The following is a 21,493-nucleotide window of genomic DNA, read 5'->3' as shown; positions in this document are numbered from 1 at the left end:
GACTTTAGTTCTGCTAATAGTTCTGCTAATAGTTGTGCTATTAGTAGGTTCTAAGTAAAAAGTAGTTCACAAAATAAACTAGCATACTGACTAGTTATTTATTTGAATGTGACTTATTAAACCGTTAAATATAAATCCTAAAGTTTTATTGATTATATCTTCTAAACTGACTTTGTCTATATTTATTAATTCATATATAGCTGCCGAGCATAATGTTCCAAAAAATTCATAAGCTATAACTTCACTATCACCGTTTCTAATGTAGCCTTCTTTTATACCTATTTGTATATAAAGTTCTATTTGCTTTATATGACTTCTTACCTTTTCACGTAAAATAACTTGTCTCTCTTCATCTCCCCATAATTGACTCATTACCACTCTAAAAAAGCTATTATGCTCATAAAGAAAAGTTAATTGTATTTTACATATTTTTTTTAACTTTTCTATTATATCATCATTTGATTCATCTATAGCTATAATCTCATCATTAAGTATTTTAAGTCCGTTATCAACTATAAAATTAAATATCTCTTCCTTACTATTAAAATTATAATATAGTGTTCCCTTAGCAAGCCCTGCATTGGTTGCTATTTCATCCATTGTTGCTCCCCTATACCCTGATTTTGAAAAAACTTCTATTGCAGAATCAAAAATCAATTTCTTTGTTTTATTCACACCAATCCCTCATTTTCATAACTGATAATAATTATATTATATCACTAAAATTTTACTATTTATTACTTTTTCATTGCATTTTTTTGATATTTAAAATATATATGATAGAATCAGTATATAATATATAAATATATTAAACTAATAGGAAGAGGTATTTATGATTAAAGTATATAACAGAATTACCCACGAATATGAAGAAGAAAATATCGCTGGTAAGAAATTTATTAAATGGACTTATGAAACACCAATAGGAAAAAGCATAACAGAATTAATTACAAAAAGAAAAATTTTCTCAAAAATTTATGGTAAATTTTGTGATACAAAATTTAGTGCTAAAAAAATACCTGACTTTGTTAAAGACTTTAATATTGATATGAGTATTGCAGAAAAAGATATTTCTGAATTTAATTCATTTAATGATTTCTTTGTTAGAAATTTAACATCTACTTCAAGACCAATAGATCAAAATAAAGACATTTTTATTTCTCCTGGAGATGGAAGAATTACTATTTATGATAATATAGATTTAAATAATATTGTTCAAATAAAAGGCTTAACGTATAGTTTAAAAGAATTAATAAAAAATGATGTAATAGCAGAAAAATATCGAAATGGAATTTGCATAATTTTAAGATTATGTCCTACTGATTATCATAGATTTCACTTTGTAGATTCTGGTATTCCTTGTGAAACTCACAAGATAAAAGGGAATTATTATTCAGTAAATCCTATAGCTCTTAATTCAATTCCAAAATTATTTTGTGAAAATAAAAGAGAATGGTGCTTATTTAAATCAGAAAACTTTGGTGAAATATTAACAATAGAAGTAGGGGCTACTTGTGTTGGTTCAATAATTCAAACATATACACCTAATAAAAGAGTAATAAAGGGTGAAGAAAAAGGATACTTTAAATTTGGTGGATCTACAACTATCCTATTCTTAGAAAAAGATAAAGTACAAATAGATTCTGATGTTTTAGAACAATCAAAACAAGGCTATGAATGTAAAGTATTATTTGGAGAAAAGATTGGAACTAAAATCTCTAAATAATAAAAAAGACTTAATTGCTACAAACACATAGTAACTAAGTCTTTTTTATTATTTAATAATTGCTCTTTTTAACTCATTTTTAAATTTATCTATATCTTTATCTAATATAATTAAACTAATCCCCATCATTTCAGCTCTTTCTTTAATGCACCTTTTACATGGTTCTTGAGTTGCAACTAATATTTTCTTTGAATTTTTTCCACCTAATCTTTTACTATATACATCTAATTCATTTAATGCATCTTCATCATATTTAGCACTATCTTTGCATGATATGCATATTAAAACATCATCTTTTACAGCTAATACGTCTAATTCATTTTTAACTTTACTTTCAGTATTATTCCATACAAATGTAACTCCACTCTTAACATCATCAATTTCTTTAATTTCTCTAACAACTATATTCGTTAATACCTCTAACCAAGTACCACTCTTAAATATAAATCCCTTTAAATAATCTTTTTGAAAATAAACTTCTATATTATTTTTATTTTTTCTATATTTTATTGCACCAATATTTTCTAAATAATTTAAACAAGAATTTAATATTCTTTTTTCATCATTCTCATGTAAATTAAGTATATTTATAGTTACTTTATTTCCTTGGGAATAATCATGAATAAATAAATTATTATCATATAAAAGTTTCTTATATTTATACCATATTCCTAAATTATAATATATCTTCTTTGTTATATTAATTACATCAGAATATCTACTTATTTTACTGGAATCTAATAAAATATTTACACCAGTTATTTTCAATATATCCTCTAAATATATGTCTTTAAACTCTACTAAGTTGCTTTTAGTTTCATTTCCAAATTCATATATTCTTTTATTTAATATATCTATATATATAGACTTAAATCCTTTGAGTAATGCTTTATTTGTTAAAATTAATGAATTTATTCTCTTTCCACCAGTCACATTTATTATAGTTTTTTCTACATCTAATTTATTTAATAAATTTTCTATTTCTTTTATATTTCCTTCGCCTATATTATAATTTTCTATTTCAATACTTGGAAAAATCTCTATATGATATTTCTTTAACTTTTCATATAACTGAAAATCTTCTCTATTTCCTAAATAAATTACTCTATCAGGTCTAAATTTATCAGTAGCCAATAAATTTCCTTCATTATGCTCATCTATTAAGTTAATTAAAATATCTTTTTTCATCAATAAGTTCCACCTTTACATCTATAACTATCATTTCTCTTATTATTAGCATTTATTAATATGTTTATTTATTATAAGTCTTCTGTAAGGTTTATTCTTATTTTTATTTATAAAAAAAGACTTAACTAAAATATAGCTAAGTCTTTTTGTGGCAGAGCGTAAAGGAATCGAACCCTTAATGTACCGTCCGTAGCGGTAAGTTATATCCGTTTAACTAACGCTCCATATTAATTTTATTTCCAATAAATATATTATCACAAGCAATAATAATTAGCAAGTTTATAAATAAATATCCGAAAATTCTATTTCTAACATTTCAACATTAGTTTTTGAATTAATTACATGATTCTTTTCATTATTTTCACTTAATTTTATTATTGGTAATTTTACTATAAACTCACTTCCCATATTTTCTTCACTCTTTAATGATATTCTTCCATTGTGAGCTTTAGTCAAGTTTTCCACTAATGCTAAGCCTATACCACTTCCTGATTGCTCTATTTTTTTATGATTAGATGATTGCATAAATCTATTAAAAATTTTATTTTGTTCTTTTAATGGAATCCCCATACCTTCATCTTTTATTGATATATTTAATTCATTATTTTTCTTCCATAAATTAATATATATATTTCCATTATTATAAGAGAATTTTATAGCATTAGATAAAAGATTCATAATTATTCTATCTATTGCTTCTGGATCAATTGCCATAATACATTTTTCAACATTTGTATCAAATATTAATGATATATTTTTTTGCTTTGCATATTTATCTATTGAAGTAATAGTATTTTCAATTAATTTAACAATATCTAAATTTCTTCTTTCTATCTTATAATATTTCTTTTCTAATCGTGTTGTATCTATAAGATTATCTATAAGTTTCAACATCCTATAACTATTTCTCTTTATACTAGTCATATATTTATTCATATTGTCACTACCATTTATGTAACCTGATTCATAAAATTGAAGTATACTTAAAATTACATTTAATGGAGATCTTAAATCATGAGAAATATTTAAAAGGAGATTTTCTTGTAAATTTTTACAATTGTTCATATCCATGTACTTATCAATTAGCTCTTCTTTTGTTAATTTTGAAAGTTCTAATCTACTTAATTCTTCACTTTCTTCCATGAAATTGTTTGTAATTTTTTTTACTACACTCATTTACAGTTTCTCCTTATAATCAATATATTTTTTCCAAATTTTTGAATTTCATACTTTTATATTATCACATACTATAATTAGTAACAACCATTTTTTAACATTTTTATATAACTTCAATAATAAAAATAATCTAAAATTATAAAAAATAATTCATAATGATGCATATTATTTTTAAATTCTATGCAACCTATTTGTAAAATATACAATAATTTTATTATTTTCAGTAAAATTTTATATAACTGTTGACCTAAGTAATAATTTAATGATATAGTTGTATCTATAATAAATACACTTGTATTTTATATATGAACACTAATTATAAGAGGGGGATTTATAATTGAAGAATTTATCTCTAATCAAAAGAATATTTACATTTTTAATTTTAGGAATAATATTAGGTTTAACATGTAAAAATTTAAATATAATGTTTCCAATAAGAATACTTGCTACTTTTAGTGCTTTATTCGGAAGCTTTTTATCATTTGTTATACCATTGATAATAATAGCATTTATTGTACCTGGTATAGCTTCACTTGGAAAAAATTCTGGAAAAGTGCTTGTAGGTACTACAATATTAGCGTACATATCAACTATTATATCTGGTATGGTTGCTTACTTTATAGGAATATCTTTTCTTCCTAAAATAATAAAGACAGCTACATTAATATCAACTGAAGCAGTTAAAATTGAACCATATTTTACTATTGAAATACCACCTATAGTTAATATAATGTCTGCTTTAGTGTTTTCATTTATTTTTGGTATAGGACTTTCAAAAATAAATAATAGCTCATTATTAAAGGGATTTCATGAATTTAGCTCAATAGTTTCAATGATTATTTCTAAAATTCTTATTCCACTTGTTCCACTTTATATTGCTGCTATATTTGCTAAATTAAGTTTAAGTGGTGAAATATTTACTACTATAAAATCTTTCGCTACTATTTATTTAATATTGTTTATATTACAATTTTTATATATATTATGTCAGTATTCTATAGCTGGTGCACTTAAGAAAGAAAATCCTTTTAAATTATTAAAGAATATGATTCCTGCATATCTTACAGCTGTAGGAACACAATCATCTGCTGCTACTATACCAGTTACATTAAATTGTACTAGAGAAAATAATGTATCTGAGGAAGTTGCTGATTTAGTTGTCCCTTTATGTGCTACAATACATATAGCAGGAGACACTATAACTTTAGTATTAACTTCAATTGGTTTAATGCTAATGAGAGGACAAATGCCTACTTTATATACTATGATTCCATTTATATTAATGCTTGGAATAACAATGGTAGCTGCACCTGGAGTTCCTGGAGGTGGTGTTATGGCTGCCCTTGGTTTATTAGAATCTATGCTAGGGTTTGGTAATATAGAAAAACCTATAATGATTGCATTACATGCAGCTCAAGACAGTTTTGGTACTGCAACTAATATTACTGGTGATGGTGCTTTATCATTAATAGTAGATTATTTTGTAAATAAATTTAAAGATAAATAAATTTAATAAAAAGATATATCATTAAGTTTTAAAAAACCTAATGATATATCTTTTCTATATTTTATCTTTATTTATTTTGTTATTTATCATTTCACCTTTTATATACTTTAATATAAATATTACATATACTAAAGTTCCAACTATAAACATAGTATCTAAGTCTATGTTTGGAAAAATAATTTGCAATACAACTTGAAAAATAAGTGGTAATGTACATGTATATAAAGTTAATGAGTATAATATGCTATACTTCATAAACATTCTCATAATAAGTAGTGCAAATGATGCAAAGATAGTCGCAAATAAACAATTTATTAGTGTATTTATAAATGTTATTAATATTGTATATAAAATTACGATAGCCACTAATATTTTTAACACATAAGATAATTCTCCAAGCAAAATATTATTATCTAATCTATTATCACCAATTAAATCTTTATAATGAGCTTGTTGCTTATAAGATTCTGCTTGTAAATATACTCCATCTTTTAAAAACAATATATTATTATCATTATGTACTGTTAAATCTCTTAAATCATCAATCTCATTTAAACTTTTATTTTCATCAATATATATTAAGCTAGATATTCCTTCTAATTTTAATGGTGAATTTTCTGCATGAAGTATTCCATCTTCTATATTAAATTTATATTCACTGTTTTGTAGTGTTGAATTTAAATTACCTAATTCCTTATCCATTCTGTATCCAATTGTTATTCCCCTTAGTCCACCCAAAAGAATAGTAATTAAAAATACATATAATATAGCTTTTCCTATTCCATATTTAGGATATGTCATTAGTGCTTTTAAATTATAAGTACAATTAATAAACTTTTTAAAAAAATTATCCCTATTATCCATGATTTCCTCCAATATCCTTTTTTAATAAGAATGTCACTACTAAATATATTAACATATACTTCCTATTTTATAAAATATAAATGTTTAGTATTGGTTATTTATGTTAATAATAAAAATAATATATTTTATATTAACTAAGAATAGGAGGTATATTTTGAAATTAATTAAAAATATCCATATAAATAAATATATTCATATAAATAAATATATAATGTGTACTTTATTATTTGGTTTAGTTTCATTAACTACACTATTACAAGTGCATGAATATAAAAAATTAGTTAATGATTTTAAAATAAACTTTGAAGTTAATAAATTTTCTGAAGCTAACAATATATTACTAACAAGAGAAAATCTAAATCCAATTAAAAACCTAATGTTAAAAAAAGATTTAAAAAACTATTTTTCAGATAATATAAATACATTAAAAAGTAGTTTGGATGACTCTAAATTAAATACTAATGAAGCTTTAATCAAAGTTAATGAAATAAATAGGTATGGATTTAATTCTCAGGAGGTAATTGAATTCGCTAATTCCATAGAAAAACTTCAAAATTCAATAGATAATTATTCTAATGGAATAGAACATTTTAATAATAAAGAATATTATGAAGCTATAACTAATTTTTCAACATTATCTCCATTAGACTTAAATTATAGTGAATCACTCATTTATTTAAAAAAATCTAAAGATGAAATAAAAAAAGATTTATTCGCTCAATGTGATAAATTATGCTCTAAAGATTATTATAGTAAAGCATTAAAACAATTATCTAATCTTCCATCTATTTTAAATAGTGATGAAGATATAAAAACAAAAATCTCTGAAATTAAATCTAGTAAACAAGAATATTTAAATAAAACTGTTGACTCAAAAGCAGTATCAAATTATTGTATAAATAATATTTCTTCACAAAACATAAATAAATTAAATTTAGTAAGTAATACTCCTTATTTAATATTTATAGACATAAATGCCCAAAAGACTAATATTTATAAAGGCAAATCTAATAAATGGAGCTTAAATAAAACATTTTCCTGTTCTACTGGAATAGATTCTGAACCAACTCCTTGTGGTGCTTTTTCTATTAAAGAAAAAGGAAAATGGTTCTTTTCAAATAAGTTTAAACAAGGTGGAAAGTATTGGACTCAGATAGATGGTGACATATTATTTCATTCTGTTCCATATGCTAAAGATAAAACTACAGTAGTTGATACTACTTTAAATAAAAAATCTTCTCATGGTTGTATCCGATTAGCACTAAGTGACGCTAAATGGATATATAATAATATACCAAGAGATACTAAAGTTATAATTAAATAGCTAATTATCCCCCCCAATAAATATATAAAAAGTGAGTGACTTAATAATTTACCCATACATTAAGTCATTCACTTATTTTTAATATAAAAATATTAATACTTTTATATTAAGATCTCCTTTTCTAAATAGAATGAATATAGATATTTTTTATCAACTTTTTTTCCTATCATTTTAAATATTGCCTGACTATAATAGTCTAATTGAAGTTTATATTTTTCTTTAAATTCTTCCTCGTTTTCTACATAATCAGTCTTATAATCTAATAAAATTAACTTATCATCATATTTAAAGAAACAGTCTACTATACCTTGTAATCTTATTTTTTCTTTAGAATATTTTTCTGGTAAAGACTCATCTACTTTTAAACTACTTATTTCAGTATAAAATGGAACTTCTCTATAAATTTTTCCACCTTCATTATATATTTGTAACATTTTCTTTCCTAAATCACTCTTAAAGAAATTTAATATCCTGTATGGATTAATAGAGCTATATTCTTCTTGTAATATAAATTCCTCATCGTATAATTCATTTAATTGTTTTTTGATTTCAATTAATGTATTTACTCTATTTAAATCTATTTTTTTCATTACAAAGTGAATAGCTGTTCCTCTTTCAGCTGCCGATAACCCCTTTTCTTCTTGAAGAAATTTAGGCGTAATTACATCTTTTTTTTCATCAGTATCTTCCTTGAAATCAAAAATTTCAAGAGTATCTATATCTTCTTCCATATTTCTTCTTTTTAAATCTGATACAGATACATTACTTGTAAGTTTAGTAGATTCTTTAAATTCATATTCATAACTTAATCTTCTATAAACTTCATTTTTGATTTTAGAATCTATATCCCTATCTAAGATTGAGATTTTCATTTCATCATCATCTTTATTTTCTTCTATTTCATCATCTATATTTAATTCGTTCTTATTCCAAATGCTTATCTTCCAATTTGATAAATCATCTTTACACATTTCACTAGAAAATCCTAGCTTTCTTCTAAGTATCTCACCATCTTTATGCTTACATAAAGCCATTCCAATCCAATCTAAATATGATTTTCCTTTTGACACTTCATATGGCAATACAACCTCTTTATCTAACACTGATGAATTAATCCATTTTTCAATAGATTTTTCTGTATTTCTTACAGCTCCAGTTATAATTAATTTTTCCTTTGCTCTAGTGAATGCTACATATAAAATTCTCATTTCTTCAGATAATGTTTCTAATTTCATTCGTTTTTTAATTGCTTCTTTAGGTAAAGTGGTTATACTAGTTCTATTCTCTAAATTAATATACTCTGGACCTAAACCTAATTCCTCATGATAAAGTATCTTATTATTTAAATCCATTAAATTAAAGTTTTTACCTGTTCCAGCTAAAAATACTACTGGAAATTCTAATCCCTTACTTTTATGAATACTCATAATTCTAACAACATCTTCATTTTCCCCTAATATTTTAGCACTTCCCATATCACCTGATGATTTAGTTAACTTATTTATGAAATTGATAAAATTAAATAATCCCTTAAAGCTGGTATCTGAAAACTGTCTTGCTCTTTGGAATAATACCTTTAAATTTGCTTGTCTTAGCACTCCATTAGGCATAGCACCTACATAACCATAATAAGCCGTATCCATATATAGATACCATATAAACTCATCTATAGGCATGTATATTGATTTTCTTCTCCATTTGTCAATACTAGCTAATATATACTCGCATTTTTCTTGTAACTCTTTAGAAATTAATTTTTCAGTAGTAATTCTAATTATATTTTCATAAAAATACCTTTCGTTATCTACAAGCCTAATATCACTAAGTTCTTCTGCACTTAACCCTATAATAGGAGAACTTAATAATGAAAGCATAGGAACATCTTGCATTGGGTTATCTATTACTTTTAATAATGACATAATAGTTCTTATTTCAATTGATTCAAAATACCCTGATCCTGTATCTGAATATACTGGTATTCCTGCTAATCCTAGTTCATCTAATAATACTTCTGACCAGTTTTTAGTTGCTCTTAAAAGAATTACTATATCTTTATATTTTAAGTCCCTATATTCACCTGTATCTTTATCTAGAACTCTAAATGTAGTTCCATCTTTTTTAGACATTAATTCATTAATTCTGTTTACTATAATTCTAGCCTCTAAATTTATGTCACCTATTTCCTCTTCATCTTCCTTTAATTTGGGTTCTTCATTAACTTCTTCCTTATTACTTTTATCTAAAATATGAACCTCAATTGGTCCACCTACTACTTCTTCATTATTTTTATTTTCAGGAAAATTTGCACCTAAATTTAAAGCCTCAGCATCAGTATATTCTAATTCTCCTATAGTTTTAGACATAACTGATTTAAATATATAATTAACCCCATTTATTACCTCTTCTCTACTTCTAAAATTTTTATAAAGTTGAATTTTTCTGTTAAGTCCATCATTTAAAGAATAATTATTGTATTTATCTATAAATAATTCTGGTTTTGCTTGCCTAAATTTATATATACTTTGCTTTACATCTCCAACCATAAACACGTTAGGAATATCTGAATTTTTTCTTGATACTAACTCTATTATAGCTTCTTGAACGCTATTAGAATCTTGATATTCATCTACAAGAACTTCATCAAAATAATCTTTAAATTTATAAGCTATTGTTGATGGTACTATCTGATGCTTCTCATTTTCTTCAATTAAAATCTTTAAGCATAAATGCTCTAAATCATTGAAATCTAGTATGTTCTTCTCTTTTTTCTTTGCATTAAATCTGTCTATAAACTCAGAAGTAAGTTTTGTTAATTGTTTTATATATGAATAAGATTTCTTTATATTCTCAAGCATTTTTTCTGGAGCATCTATAAAAGTACCTTCAATTAAAGCTGATATTTTCTTTTTAACCTGATCTCTAATTTGTTTAACTAAACTTTGTACATTTTCATCACTTACAGTACTTTTCTTTATAGTTTTTAATCTCTTAAAACTTATTAAATTTAATGAATTATATAAATTGCTTAAATCAGAATCTATATTGTTATAAGCATTAACTATTAAATCTAACTCACTACTAAATCCTTCAAAATAAGGTTCTAAACCATCAGTTTCTTCAATTAACTCAATAGCTTTTTGCATCATCTTTATATAGCCTTCTAACTCTATTTTTATGCTATCTTTTAATACAGTTATCCAATTAGTTCTATCTAATTCTTCTAATGTGTCTATATCAAATTCTTCTGCCGATTCCTCTAACCATTTCTTTGGCCATGGCCCTGCCATAGTAAAATTATATAAACTCAAAACCAATTCTTTTAATGGATTATCACTTTTATAATTACTAAATGCTTCAACAAATCTTAAAAATTCCACATCTTCTTCATCATATTTGTCATCAAATAATTCATCTATTATCTCCATCTTTAAAAGTATGCCTTCAGTTTGATCACATATTCTAAATGATGGATCTAAATCTATCTTATGAAAATTATTTTTTATTACATCTAAACAAAAAGAGTGAATAGTCATAATATTAGACCTGTTTAACAAAGTTAATTGTTTTTGAAGATTTTTAGATGTTGGATTTTCATCTAATTTTTTTGATATTGCATTAGCTATTCTTTCTCTCATCTCTGCTGCTGCTGCACTTGTAAATGTAACAACTAAAAGTTTATCAATATCTATAGGATTTTCTTCATTAGTAATTATCTTTATAATTCTTTCTACTAAAACAGCTGTTTTTCCTGAACCTGCTGCTGCTGCAACTAATAAATTACAATCTCTAGTTGTAATTGCTTTTAGCTGTTCATCAGTCCATTTTGTTCCACTCATAAATTAAAACTCCTATCTAAATAGCTAATTTTATTTCTCATCGTTACTCAATTCAGCCCTTATATTATTCCAAATCTCATCTTTTGATTTCTTCATTATGATTTTATATTTATTATCTTCTATACAGCTGTCAAATTGACATATAGATGAATAATCACAAAATTCACAATAAGTACCATTAGAATCCTTAGTGGGCTGTATTTTTATATCTCCACATAACATATCTTCACATAGATCAATCATTTTCTTATTTACATAATCTCTAAGCAATTTAAATTGCTCTTCAGTTACAACTTCACTGCCTGCTTTAAAATCTCCATCCTTTTTAAATGCAGCTGGAATAACTAGTGAATATCCTGTGGTTTCAATACCTTTATCCATAGACTTAACTACTTTAGCATCCTTTAATATCAATCCATTCATCTTTAAATTACTTAAAACTTCTTTTTCTAATTCTTCAGTGGTTATACTACCTTTAGTTTTAATTATAGGATCATCAACTCTAAAATATAATACCGCTCCAGGTAAAGCTTGCTTTTTTAATATATATTCAGAATTTTTTAATAAAGCATCTAAATAAACTAATAACTGCATTTGAAGTCCATAATAAAATTCAGTTAAATCAAAATGCTTATTTCCTGTTTTATAATCTACTATTCTCAAATAAGTATTCCCATCTAAATCTAGAGTATCTATTCTATCAATTCTTCCTTTTAAATAAACTTTTTCATCAGATGGTAAATTTAATACTATAGCTTCTCCTTCATTATAACTTCCAAAAGAAAATTCATTATTAAATACCTCAAATTCTCCTCTTCTCATCTGCTCAGATATAATTGATACTGATTTTGATATAACTCTTTTAAACCTTTTTGAAAAATATTTATATTTATTAGTACTATTTAATATTGAACCACTATCTTCTTTTAACTTAATATCAATTAATTCAGATACAATCTTTTTACACTTTTGAATATCAAGATCAGACCAATCAATGCCTTCTTTTTTTACAGTATTTGTGAATGAATCTAAAATGTCATGTACAAACGAGCCTAAATCAGGAGGAGTAAATTCATACACTTTACGATTTTTAGCCTTTAGACCATATTGAATAAAATATGAAAATGGACATTCTGCATATTTTTCTAGTCTAGATACACTAAATGATAATTTTCCAAAATCATTTTTATAAAGAGAAAGTAATTTTTTCCTAGATACTTTTTCTCCTGTATTAGAATATTTAAATCCCTTAAATGTATTTTCTATTTTCCACTTAAAATCTTCATTTTCCTTAAACCAATTATATACTTCTGCCCAATACTCCTCATCTATTTCTTCATTTTCCAATTCTCTTCTAAGTGCAAATATTAATTCATTAAAAGTAGGTATTGGTGAAATAACTTTATTTAAATGATCTTTTCTTTTACTCAAATTATATAAAGAACTTTCTTCAATCAAATTAGGTAATATCTTTTTTATCCTAGATATTATTATCGAGGGTCTTAATGACTTACCTTCAAAATCTGCCATAGGATATGATAACATTAAATATTCACTAGCTATAGTTAATGCTGTATATACTACAAATTGTTCTTCAAAAGCCTTACTTCTACCATCAGCAGCTAATAACACCCCAAGTTCTTTAAGTTCAATTCTATCTCTATCAGATAAAATTCCTTCATCCTTATGTGCTGCTGGCAATACTCCATCATTAATTCCAACTATATATAATGCCTTAACTTCTCTACCTTTTATTCTAGCTATATCTCCAACATTAACCTGATCTAAAGCTACTGGAATAACACCTATTTCCTCATTTTCAAAACCTGAATTCAATATCTTAAAAAACTCAAATGTATCTACTATATCAGATCCCATAACTTCTACAGCTTGATCTAACATATCTATTACAATAGATTCTACTTGTTTATATTCTTTTACCTTATCTTCAAGCTTTAACTCTTCAAATCTAGTAATCCATTCATCTATTCTTTCAAAAGCTTTAATCTTTAATAAAAATTCATATAATGCTTTACATACTTCTCCAACATTATGTTTACCTTCTATAGATTTGTGAAATTGCAAAAGAGAATTTTTTACTTCTTCCATTACATCGAATATACTAAGTTCTTCTTCTGTTGCTTCATTTTTTATGCTTATATCTTTAAGTTTTTTAATCTCTTCTTTATTCCATTTATAGCCCTTTATCCCGTGCTCTAATACAAAATTTTCTAACCTGTCAATATCATAAGTACCAAATCCTGTTAATCCACTTTTTAAATATTTAAATACACTTTCATATGACCAATTTTTTAATAAAATCTCAAATGCAGAAGTTATTAAAACAATTAATGGATTATTCAATAACTTTATTTTTTTATCCATAAAAAATGGTATTTCATAATCTTTGAAAATAACAGAAATTATTTTATTATAATCTTCTATATTTCTACAAACCACAGATATGTGTCTAAATCTATAATTTTTATCTCTAACTAATCTAATTATATCTTGAGCCACTCTCTCAATTTCATCATAAGTATTATTTGCTTTATATAACTTTATATCCTTATTTTTTCCTTTATAAGATTTAAAAGGATAAGTTATACAGTATTTTTCTATATGAGCAAGCTCTTCACTATTTTTAAATCTATATGGCAATTTAGAATTTAAATTAATAGGATTTAAATACCCAATATTATTCTCTTCCATTAATTTTAAAATTCTATTTTCTGTACTTTCAATACTACTAAATACATTAGTTATATCTTCAACATCACTATTTGAAGTTTTATCCATACAAAGAGTTATGTTAACTACAGATGATTTAGAAAGAATTCTTATAATTTCTAACTGTTGAGGAGTAAATGTAGTAAATTCATCTATCCAAATTTCACTACCTGCATAAATATTATTAACTAATAGTTTTTTTGCTAATAAAGTAAGCTCATCATCAGTATCTATATACGAATTATGCATTTTTACATTAAATTCTTCATATATTAAAGATAACTCTTTTATCTTTTCTATTAATTCATTATCATCTATCTTGTCTATTAACTCTCTTAAAGATTCTATATTAATATTATATTTTTTAAACTCTGTAATTAATTCAGAAATTATTTTATTAAATCCTTGTTCTTTTGACATTTTCCTAAAGTAAATTAAATCATCCAATTTCTCATTTAATACCTTATTAATTAGCATGTGCTTACCAGTATCTTTTATAATCTGTCTTACTCGTCCGCCACATTCTTCAAATACTTTTTGGCACATGCTTTTAAAGCTTAATACCTGAGTATTTAAAAATGCTCTTTCTCCAATATTCTTTAAAACTTTATTTTCAGTAGTAAAAGTATATTGTTCAGGTACTAATAAAATTATATTGCTCTCTTCATGTGAATCGATTAACTTCTTTATTTGATTTATACAAAATAAGCTCTTTCCACTTCCTGCTCTTCCATAAATAAATCTTATACTCATAATTACTCCTATATTTTTTATTTAATAATCTAAAAAGATTTTTCTTTCTTTAGAATACCCATAATTATTATATCAGTATACTTTCCATCTATATAATATTTAGTTTTCTTAATTTTTTCCTTAATAAATCCGCATTTTTTATAACATCTTATAGCTCTTAAGTTGTCTGCCACAACTTCTATTTGTATTCTTTTGACATCTAAATCCTCAAATAAATATTTCATTAATGTTTTTATAGAATCTTGTCCATATCCTCTATTCCAGTATTTTTTTCCTATAGTAATACCTATTGAATAAACATTTTTACTATAAGCACTTTGTTTATAAGTCATAAATCCAACTAGAACATTCTTTTTGTTAATTATACTTAATGCTTTTCTCTTATATATGCTCAAATTACTAGAACTTTTTTCAATTTCAATGTTTTCATGCATTTCAAGCATTTTATCATTATATTTTTTTACCTCATAATCATTAGCTAATTCATATAAGCGTTTAATATCACTAATTTTGATTAATCTCAGATAAACCTTTTCTCCTTTAAGCATAATTCACCTTTTTAAGAACTATTTATATTATTATTATACTATTTAAAAGAAGATTGCTACATCATATCTACAAATAGTACTATATTAATAAAAAATTATAACTAAATAAAACCAAAGTGGCTGTTCCATGCTTTTTAGTTGAAAGTGGATAGTTGAAAAGCTTAGAGTTTTAGTTGAAAATCCTAAAGATTTTCTAAAAATATATATTTAAAAATTCTATAATTTTCTGTACACAAAAAAACACCTAGTATTTTTACTAGGTGTTTTGGCGGAGAATCCGGGATTTGAACCCGGGCGCCAGTTGCCCGACCTACGCCCTTAGCAGGGGCGCCTCTTCAGCCACTTGAGTAATTCTCCATATGCCTTCTAACTTAATTTTTATCAAAATTAATGGCGGAGAGATAGGGATTCGAACCCTAGGTACGCTCACACGCACGCCGGTTTTCAAGACCGGTGCCTTAAACCAACTCGACCATCTCTCCATAACTTACGAAATTCATTATAACAATTAAACTTTAATATGTCAATATGCTTTTTGAAATTTAATCATATATTTTACAATTATTTATAATAAATATATTTTATACGTCTTTAATAATGACACAACTAAATTAATCTTTAAACAAAATATAACCTAAGTTATCTATATATTGTTTAAAAATATAAATTCCTCTAAAAAATAAAAAAACATCTAGTATTTTACTAGATGTTTTGGCGGAGAATCCGGGATTTGAACCCGGGCGCCAGTTGCCCGACCTACGCCCTTAGCAGGGGCGCCTCTTCAGCCACTTGAGTAATTCTCCATGTGCCTTCTAAATAATTCTTTATAAAAAAAAATGGCGGAGAGATAGGGATTCGAACCCTAGGTACGCTCACACGCACGCCGGTTTTCAAGACCGGTGCCTTAAACCAACTCGACCATCTCTCCGTGACTACATGAGTTATTATATCAACATATATATACTATGTCAATACAATTTATAAAAAATTTTAATTTTTTTCATAAATCATAATCTACAAATTTAAAACTATACTTAAATGATTAATTTTACTGATTAATATCAATTCATTAAATATAAAAATATTATAAATAATAGTCCACACTAACTTAATAAGCTAATATAGACTATTATTATTTATAAATTAATTAGTTTATGGCATCTACATTCATAAATCTTCTTATTGCTTCTGGAATTTCAACTGTTCCATCTTCTTTTTGGTAATTTTCTAATATTGCTGCTACTGTTCTACCAATTGCAACACCTGAACCATTTAAAGTATGAACAAATTTAGGTTTATCTTTTGGTGTTTCTCTATATTTTATGTTAGCTCTTCTAGCTTGGAAATCTTCAAAGTTAGAACAACTTGAAATTTCTACATATCTATTATAACTTGGCATCCAAACTTCGATATCATATTTTAAAGCTGCAGTGAATCCTAAATCACCTTTACATATTCTAACTATTCTATAAGGTAATCCTAATCCTTGTAATACTGATTCTGCATCTTTTACTAACTTATCTAACTCTGCATAAGATTCTTCTGGTTTACAGAACTTAACTAATTCTACTTTGTTAAATTGATGTTGTCTTACAAGACCTCTAGTATCTCTACCTGCTGAACCTGCTTCTGCTCTAAAGCAGGCTGAATAAGCTGCATGTTTTATTGGTAATATATCACCACTTAAAACTTCATTTCTATACATATTAGTAACAGGAACTTCTGCAGTTGGTATTAAGAAATATCCATTATTTTCTACTTTAAACGCATCTTCTTCAAACTTAGGTAATTGACCTGTTCCTGTCATACTATCTCTATTAACCATATAAGGTGGTAATACTTCTGTATATCCATTTTCAATCGTATGCTTATCTAAGAAATAATTTATTACAGCTCTTTCTAATCTAGCTCCTAAACCTTTATATACTGTAAATCTAGAACCAGCTACTTTTCCACCTCTCTCAAAATCTAAAATATTAAGATCAGTTCCTAAATCCCAGTGGGCTTTTGGTTCAAAATCAAATTTAGCAGGTTCACCCCATTTTTTAATTTCAACATTATCTTCATCAGTTTCTCCATCTGGAACTTCCGGATTTGGAATATTAGGGATTCTAAGCATTATATATTCTATTTTTTCATCTATTTCATTTACTCTAACATCAAAATTTTTAATTTCTTCTCCTAGTTTCCTCATATCATTCATTATTTCAGTAACATCTTCGCCAGCTTTTTTTAATTTAGGAATTTCAGATGAAACTTGATTTCTTTTGCTCTTTAAACTTTCAACTTCAACTAATATTTTTCTTCTTTCTTCATCCAATGTTACAACTTCATCTATAACTGCTACGTCAAAATCTTCTCCTCTATTTGATAATGCTTTTTTTATCTCTTCTGGATTATTTCTAATTCTTTTTAAATCTAACATTATTATTCTCTCCTTTTAATTTTTTCTATAAAAAAAGAGCCTTTCTCCCCTATAAAAGGGACGAAAAACTCCGCGTTGCCACCCTAATTAATAACATAAAATGTTATTCACTCTTAAAATTTAACGATATTACCGTACTGCTTAATTCACAGTCCCTCAAAGGTGGATTCATAATACATAAATATTAGTTTACACCAACCACTAACTCTCTAAAAATCATAATATTACTACTAGCCTTATCTAAGGTTTGCATATTAACTTGTATTAAATATATTATATTAAAAAACTTATATTTGTCAATATATTATCAAATTTTTATCTATTATTATCAATTTTTTTAGTACATATAATATCTATTCCTGTATTCATTATATTTTTACATATTATATCACCAATATTTATAGGTGCACTAACATAAATTCTGCTAAGAACTTTAGAAAATTCCCTCCATAATTCCTTTTCTATAGGATTATTACTTTTTACAGAAACAACTTTATGATTGGGATCTCCTTTTACTCTAACTAAACTAGTAAAAATATCCTTACTGCTCATAAATACATCTCCTAAATTCTATATTTCATTAAATTCCTTAATTCTACTAGCTACTATATTAGAATGTTTAGAATCTTCAACTATCTCTAAAATATTTTTATCCATTTCTCTTGCTAATATTTTTATTATTTTTATATCACAATAAGCACCATTGCAATTTCCTCTACCAATTCCAGTACGTCTTTTTACGCCTTCAACAGTACGAGCTCCTAATGGTCTTCTGATACTATCAATTATTTCTCCTTCTGATATATTATTACATACACAAACTATATCTCCATATCTTTTATCTAAAGAGATAACTTCATTTCTTTCTTCTTTTGATAAGTCTTTAAATCTATATACTTCTCTTCTTTTATCTACATAATCCTTTTTTCTAATAATATTTAAGCTATGTTTTAAAGTATTTTTTATCTTAAGTGCAATAGCTGGTGCTATAGTAATTTTACCGTAATGAGTACCAGTAATTTTTATATAACCATTATCTAATTTACTATCATCAATTATTATTATATCTTTGTTATAAACTTCTGCAAACATATTGCTTACAAAATCCTTTTTAGCTTCTGGAAATATACTTGTAGACATTTCAATACCTTCCTCTAAAGATAAAATATGATCACTCTTTATACCTATTAAATTTCCATTCTGTAATTTAGGATTATTTATAACAAAAGTGGTATCATCTATCTCATCTATAAGTATAGTTTTTAATTTATTTTCTGATTTATTCTCAAACATTATATAATTCATATTTTTATAATCATAGTCTTCTTCAACATGATTAAAAGATATTTCATCAGGTATTGTATTAACTACAACCTTACAAGTAAATTTATTTTTATTTGTAGTTACTTTAAATCCACTAACAAGGTTTTGAATATCTATTACCTCTTCCTCTAATTTAAAGTTTACTCCATTATCAGCTGCAACTTCTGCATAAGATATTGCTAAATCATATGGAGAAATAACTGCTACATTTTCAGAATAAAGAGCTTTATTTACATCTATATTTAAATTGGGTTCAATTTTATTAAGTATGTCTTTATCATTTTCTATTAAATGAACTCCCTCTATATTTCTTTCTTTAGCTCTATTATACATAATGTCTAATTTATAATCTTGACTATTATTTGATGCAATCCTTAATGCTCCTGTTTTTTTATATGATACATTAAATTTCTTACAATGCTCTTCAATAAGCGTTCTGCCTATATTCTCAAGTCTTGCCATCATACTATTAGAAGTTTCTGAACCATCATAAATAACAGCTGTATTTATGAAGGATATATCATCAGCTACATCATAATCTTTTTCAATTAAAGCTATGTTAATATTATATTTTGATAATTGATAAGCTACAGCGCATCCTACTATACCTCCGCCTAAAATAAGTACATCATAATCCATATAAACTTTCCTCCTAATCAGATACTATAAAACCTTTTTCTTTTAATTCATCTATAATGCAATTAATATCTTCTTGAGTATCTGCTGATATAGTATGAATATGTACACCCTTAGTTAATACTGATAATAATCTACCTTCTTGTTGTTTATATTTTTCTAAAAATTTATTTAATTCATTATAATTTTTAATCATCAACATTCCTTTTATTTCTCCATATAAAGGGTGCTCAACTATAACATCTTCAATAGTACCACCATACTTAATAATTATACTCATTTCATTAATTAATTCTTCTTCTTTATGATTAACAGCTATTATAGCTTTTACTTTCTTTAATTCTTTATTAATAATATACCCATCTGGTGTTGCCATTATATTATTACCCTTAGCTCTAAGAATAGCTATATCTTTAACAATTATTTGTCTTGTTACACCATAACTATCAGCTATTTCTATTCCTTTTAATGGCTTTTCATTTTCAATTAAACTTTTTAATATACTTTGTCTTCGTTCTGTAGAATTCATAAAATTTTACCCTCCATAGCTTAATAATTATATGATTTTAATTATCTCTTATTAAAATTAGTTACGATTATCACATATATTTAATATACTTAAATATATATTTTTTTCAATTAATTCTAAATTATTATGATGATTTTCTATACAATATAATACTTCATTATCATCAAACTTTATATTTTCTAATAATTTTTTACCGATTTTAGGATGATCATAATATTTAGTCACTCTACTATATTTATTATACTTTAAAAATGAACCTTTCGTAACTTTATTTAATATTACTACTATTCCTTTTTCAATTATATTTAATGAAATTTCTATTTTTCCGATATCATGTAATAATGCACATTTAGCCATTTTATACTCATCTAAATCATTATAATCCCTTACCAGTATAATAGCTTCTTTACATACTCTAAGAGAATGCATTCTGTCTGGTTTTTTTAATTTCATAAATAATTCTTTTTCTTTTTTACTTAAATATTTATCTATGAAATTAATATTATCATCTTCAAAATATGAAAGAATTCCTAACATAAATTGTTTTATTCTATATAACATTTTTGTTTCTCCTAATAAAAAGTTAACTACTTTTAATTATAACAAAAAAAGCTATGAATTTAATTCATAGCTTTTAAATAAATGGTGGAGATAAAGAGATTCGAACTCTTGACCCCCTGCGTGCAAGGCAGGTGCTCTCCCAACTGAGCTATACCCCCATAATGGTGGACCTTCAGGGACTCGAACCCCGGACCTACCGGTTATGAGCCGGTTGCTCTAACCAACTGAGCTAAAGATCCTTTACCTGGCAACGTCCTAATCTCCCACACAGTCTCCCATGCAGTACCTTCGGCGCTATAGATCTTAACTATCCTGTTCGGAATGGATAGGAGTGTTACTTCTATGCCATCATCACCAGATCATTTTG

Annotated in this window: 15 protein-coding genes, 7 tRNA genes, 1 rRNA gene and 1 other annotated feature; of the genes, 3 read left to right on the top strand and 20 right to left on the bottom strand. The window is 25.4% G+C overall.

Annotated features, from left to right (window positions below; genetic code table 11):
• Positions 1–90: 90 nt before the first annotated feature.
• Positions 91–675 (bottom strand): TetR/AcrR family transcriptional regulator, encoded by a 585-nt coding sequence (locus BGI42_RS00160; protein WP_069678409.1) that lies wholly within the window; start codon positions 673–675, stop codon positions 91–93.
• Between the two features lie 157 nt (positions 676–832).
• Between BGI42_RS00160 and BGI42_RS00155 the strand changes: the two genes are divergently transcribed.
• The gene (locus BGI42_RS00155; protein WP_069678408.1) at positions 833–1,726 is read left to right on the top strand and encodes a phosphatidylserine decarboxylase; all 894 of its coding nucleotides are present in this window, start codon (positions 833–835) and stop codon (positions 1,724–1,726) included.
• 48 nt (positions 1,727–1,774) lie between these two features.
• Here BGI42_RS00155 and BGI42_RS00150 read toward each other — a convergent pair whose 3' ends face one another.
• From BGI42_RS00150 to BGI42_RS00140, 3 genes are all read right to left on the bottom strand, one after another.
• A complete protein-coding gene (locus BGI42_RS00150; protein WP_069678407.1) occupies positions 1,775–2,914 on the bottom strand; it encodes a Card1-like endonuclease domain-containing protein in 1,140 nt (379 codons plus the stop codon).
• 149 nt (positions 2,915–3,063) lie between these two features.
• Positions 3,064–3,138, bottom strand: a tRNA-Arg gene (locus BGI42_RS00145).
• Between the two features lie 55 nt (positions 3,139–3,193).
• The gene (locus BGI42_RS00140; RefSeq protein ID WP_069678406.1) at positions 3,194–4,090 is read right to left on the bottom strand and encodes a sensor histidine kinase; all 897 of its coding nucleotides are present in this window, start codon (positions 4,088–4,090) and stop codon (positions 3,194–3,196) included.
• Positions 4,091–4,427: 337 nt separating this feature from the next.
• Here BGI42_RS00140 and BGI42_RS00135 point away from each other — a divergent pair, with 337 nt between their 5' ends.
• Positions 4,428–5,597, top strand: a complete 1,170-nt coding sequence (locus BGI42_RS00135; protein WP_069678405.1) for a dicarboxylate/amino acid:cation symporter — start codon at positions 4,428–4,430, stop codon at positions 5,595–5,597.
• A 54-nt stretch (positions 5,598–5,651) separates the two neighbouring features.
• Here BGI42_RS00135 and BGI42_RS00130 read toward each other — a convergent pair whose 3' ends face one another.
• Positions 5,652–6,461: a DUF1189 domain-containing protein gene (locus tag BGI42_RS00130; RefSeq protein WP_069678404.1), complete on the bottom strand. Its 810-nt coding sequence runs from the start codon at positions 6,459–6,461 to the stop codon at positions 5,652–5,654.
• Positions 6,462–6,615: 154 nt separating this feature from the next.
• On the opposite strand from BGI42_RS00130, the gene BGI42_RS00125 reads away from it, so the two are divergent.
• Positions 6,616–7,785 carry a L,D-transpeptidase gene (locus BGI42_RS00125; RefSeq protein WP_242984734.1) on the top strand — a complete coding sequence of 390 codons (1,170 nt, stop codon included), beginning with the start codon at positions 6,616–6,618 and terminating at the stop codon, positions 7,783–7,785.
• Positions 7,786–7,886: 101 nt separating this feature from the next.
• Here the strand turns inward: BGI42_RS00125 and addA are convergent, their stop codons facing one another.
• From addA to rrf, 15 genes are all read right to left on the bottom strand, one after another.
• Positions 7,887–11,621, bottom strand: coding sequence for a helicase-exonuclease AddAB subunit AddA (gene addA, locus BGI42_RS00120; RefSeq protein ID WP_069678403.1), 3,735 nt, complete (start codon positions 11,619–11,621; stop codon positions 7,887–7,889).
• A 30-nt stretch (positions 11,622–11,651) separates the two neighbouring features.
• Entirely contained in the window at positions 11,652–15,104 is a 3,453-nt protein-coding gene (addB, locus tag BGI42_RS00115; RefSeq protein ID WP_069678402.1) for a helicase-exonuclease AddAB subunit AddB, read from the bottom strand.
• A 29-nt stretch (positions 15,105–15,133) separates the two neighbouring features.
• A complete protein-coding gene (locus tag BGI42_RS00110) occupies positions 15,134–15,652 on the bottom strand; it encodes a GNAT family N-acetyltransferase (protein ID WP_069678401.1) in 519 nt (172 codons plus the stop codon).
• 266 nt (positions 15,653–15,918) lie between these two features.
• A tRNA-Ser gene (locus BGI42_RS00105) sits at positions 15,919–16,009 on the bottom strand.
• 34 nt (positions 16,010–16,043) lie between these two features.
• Positions 16,044–16,134: transfer RNA gene (locus BGI42_RS00100), tRNA-Ser, on the bottom strand.
• Between the two features lie 230 nt (positions 16,135–16,364).
• Positions 16,365–16,455 (bottom strand) — tRNA-Ser (locus BGI42_RS00095).
• 34 nt (positions 16,456–16,489) lie between these two features.
• Positions 16,490–16,580 (bottom strand) — tRNA-Ser (locus tag BGI42_RS00090).
• Between the two features lie 219 nt (positions 16,581–16,799).
• Positions 16,800–18,077 carry a serine--tRNA ligase gene (serS, locus tag BGI42_RS00085; protein ID WP_069678400.1) on the bottom strand — a complete coding sequence of 426 codons (1,278 nt, stop codon included), beginning with the start codon at positions 18,075–18,077 and terminating at the stop codon, positions 16,800–16,802.
• 53 nt (positions 18,078–18,130) lie between these two features.
• Positions 18,131–18,329: a binding site (T-box leader), on the bottom strand.
• Between the two features lie 63 nt (positions 18,330–18,392).
• Positions 18,393–18,629: a DUF1667 domain-containing protein gene (locus BGI42_RS00080; protein ID WP_069678399.1), complete on the bottom strand. Its 237-nt coding sequence runs from the start codon at positions 18,627–18,629 to the stop codon at positions 18,393–18,395.
• 18 nt (positions 18,630–18,647) lie between these two features.
• Positions 18,648–20,039, bottom strand: coding sequence for an NAD(P)/FAD-dependent oxidoreductase (locus BGI42_RS00075; protein ID WP_069678398.1), 1,392 nt, complete (start codon positions 20,037–20,039; stop codon positions 18,648–18,650).
• Between the two features lie 13 nt (positions 20,040–20,052).
• Entirely contained in the window at positions 20,053–20,565 is a 513-nt protein-coding gene (locus BGI42_RS00070) for a transcription repressor NadR (protein WP_069678397.1), read from the bottom strand.
• Between the two features lie 57 nt (positions 20,566–20,622).
• Positions 20,623–21,126 (bottom strand): HD domain-containing protein, encoded by a 504-nt coding sequence (locus BGI42_RS00065; protein ID WP_069678396.1) that lies wholly within the window; start codon positions 21,124–21,126, stop codon positions 20,623–20,625.
• Between the two features lie 82 nt (positions 21,127–21,208).
• Positions 21,209–21,284, bottom strand: a tRNA-Ala gene (locus tag BGI42_RS00060).
• A 4-nt stretch (positions 21,285–21,288) separates the two neighbouring features.
• Positions 21,289–21,365 (bottom strand) — tRNA-Ile (locus tag BGI42_RS00055).
• A gap of 3 nt (positions 21,366–21,368) precedes the next feature.
• A 5S ribosomal RNA gene (gene rrf, locus BGI42_RS00050) occupies positions 21,369–21,485 on the bottom strand.
• Positions 21,486–21,493 lie beyond the last annotated feature (8 nt).

Source organism: Clostridium taeniosporum, from assembly GCF_001735765.2.
Classification (GTDB): domain Bacteria; phylum Bacillota; class Clostridia; order Clostridiales; family Clostridiaceae; genus Clostridium; species Clostridium taeniosporum.
Note: the sequence above shows the minus strand (reverse complement) of the source record. Positions and strands in the feature narration are given on the sequence as shown.

Coding starts and splice junctions, on each gene's coding strand:
- BGI42_RS00155 (WP_069678408.1), top strand. CDS start 833: ATGATTAAAGTATATAACAGAATTACCCACGAATATGAAGAAGAAAAT.
- BGI42_RS00150 (WP_069678407.1), bottom strand. CDS start 2,914: ATGAAAAAAGATATTTTAATTAACTTAATAGATGAGCATAATGAAGGA.
- BGI42_RS00140 (WP_069678406.1), bottom strand. CDS start 4,090: ATGAGTGTAGTAAAAAAAATTACAAACAATTTCATGGAAGAAAGTGAA.
- BGI42_RS00130 (WP_069678404.1), bottom strand. CDS start 6,461: ATGGATAATAGGGATAATTTTTTTAAAAAGTTTATTAATTGTACTTAT.
- addA (WP_069678403.1), bottom strand. CDS start 11,621: ATGAGTGGAACAAAATGGACTGATGAACAGCTAAAAGCAATTACAACT.
- addB (WP_069678402.1), bottom strand. CDS start 15,104: ATGAGTATAAGATTTATTTATGGAAGAGCAGGAAGTGGAAAGAGCTTA.
- BGI42_RS00110 (WP_069678401.1), bottom strand. CDS start 15,652: ATGCTTAAAGGAGAAAAGGTTTATCTGAGATTAATCAAAATTAGTGAT.
- serS (WP_069678400.1), bottom strand. CDS start 18,077: ATGTTAGATTTAAAAAGAATTAGAAATAATCCAGAAGAGATAAAAAAA.
- BGI42_RS00080 (WP_069678399.1), bottom strand. CDS start 18,629: ATGAGCAGTAAGGATATTTTTACTAGTTTAGTTAGAGTAAAAGGAGAT.
- BGI42_RS00075 (WP_069678398.1), bottom strand. CDS start 20,039: ATGGATTATGATGTACTTATTTTAGGCGGAGGTATAGTAGGATGCGCT.
- BGI42_RS00070 (WP_069678397.1), bottom strand. CDS start 20,565: ATGAATTCTACAGAACGAAGACAAAGTATATTAAAAAGTTTAATTGAA.
- BGI42_RS00065 (WP_069678396.1), bottom strand. CDS start 21,126: ATGTTATATAGAATAAAACAATTTATGTTAGGAATTCTTTCATATTTT.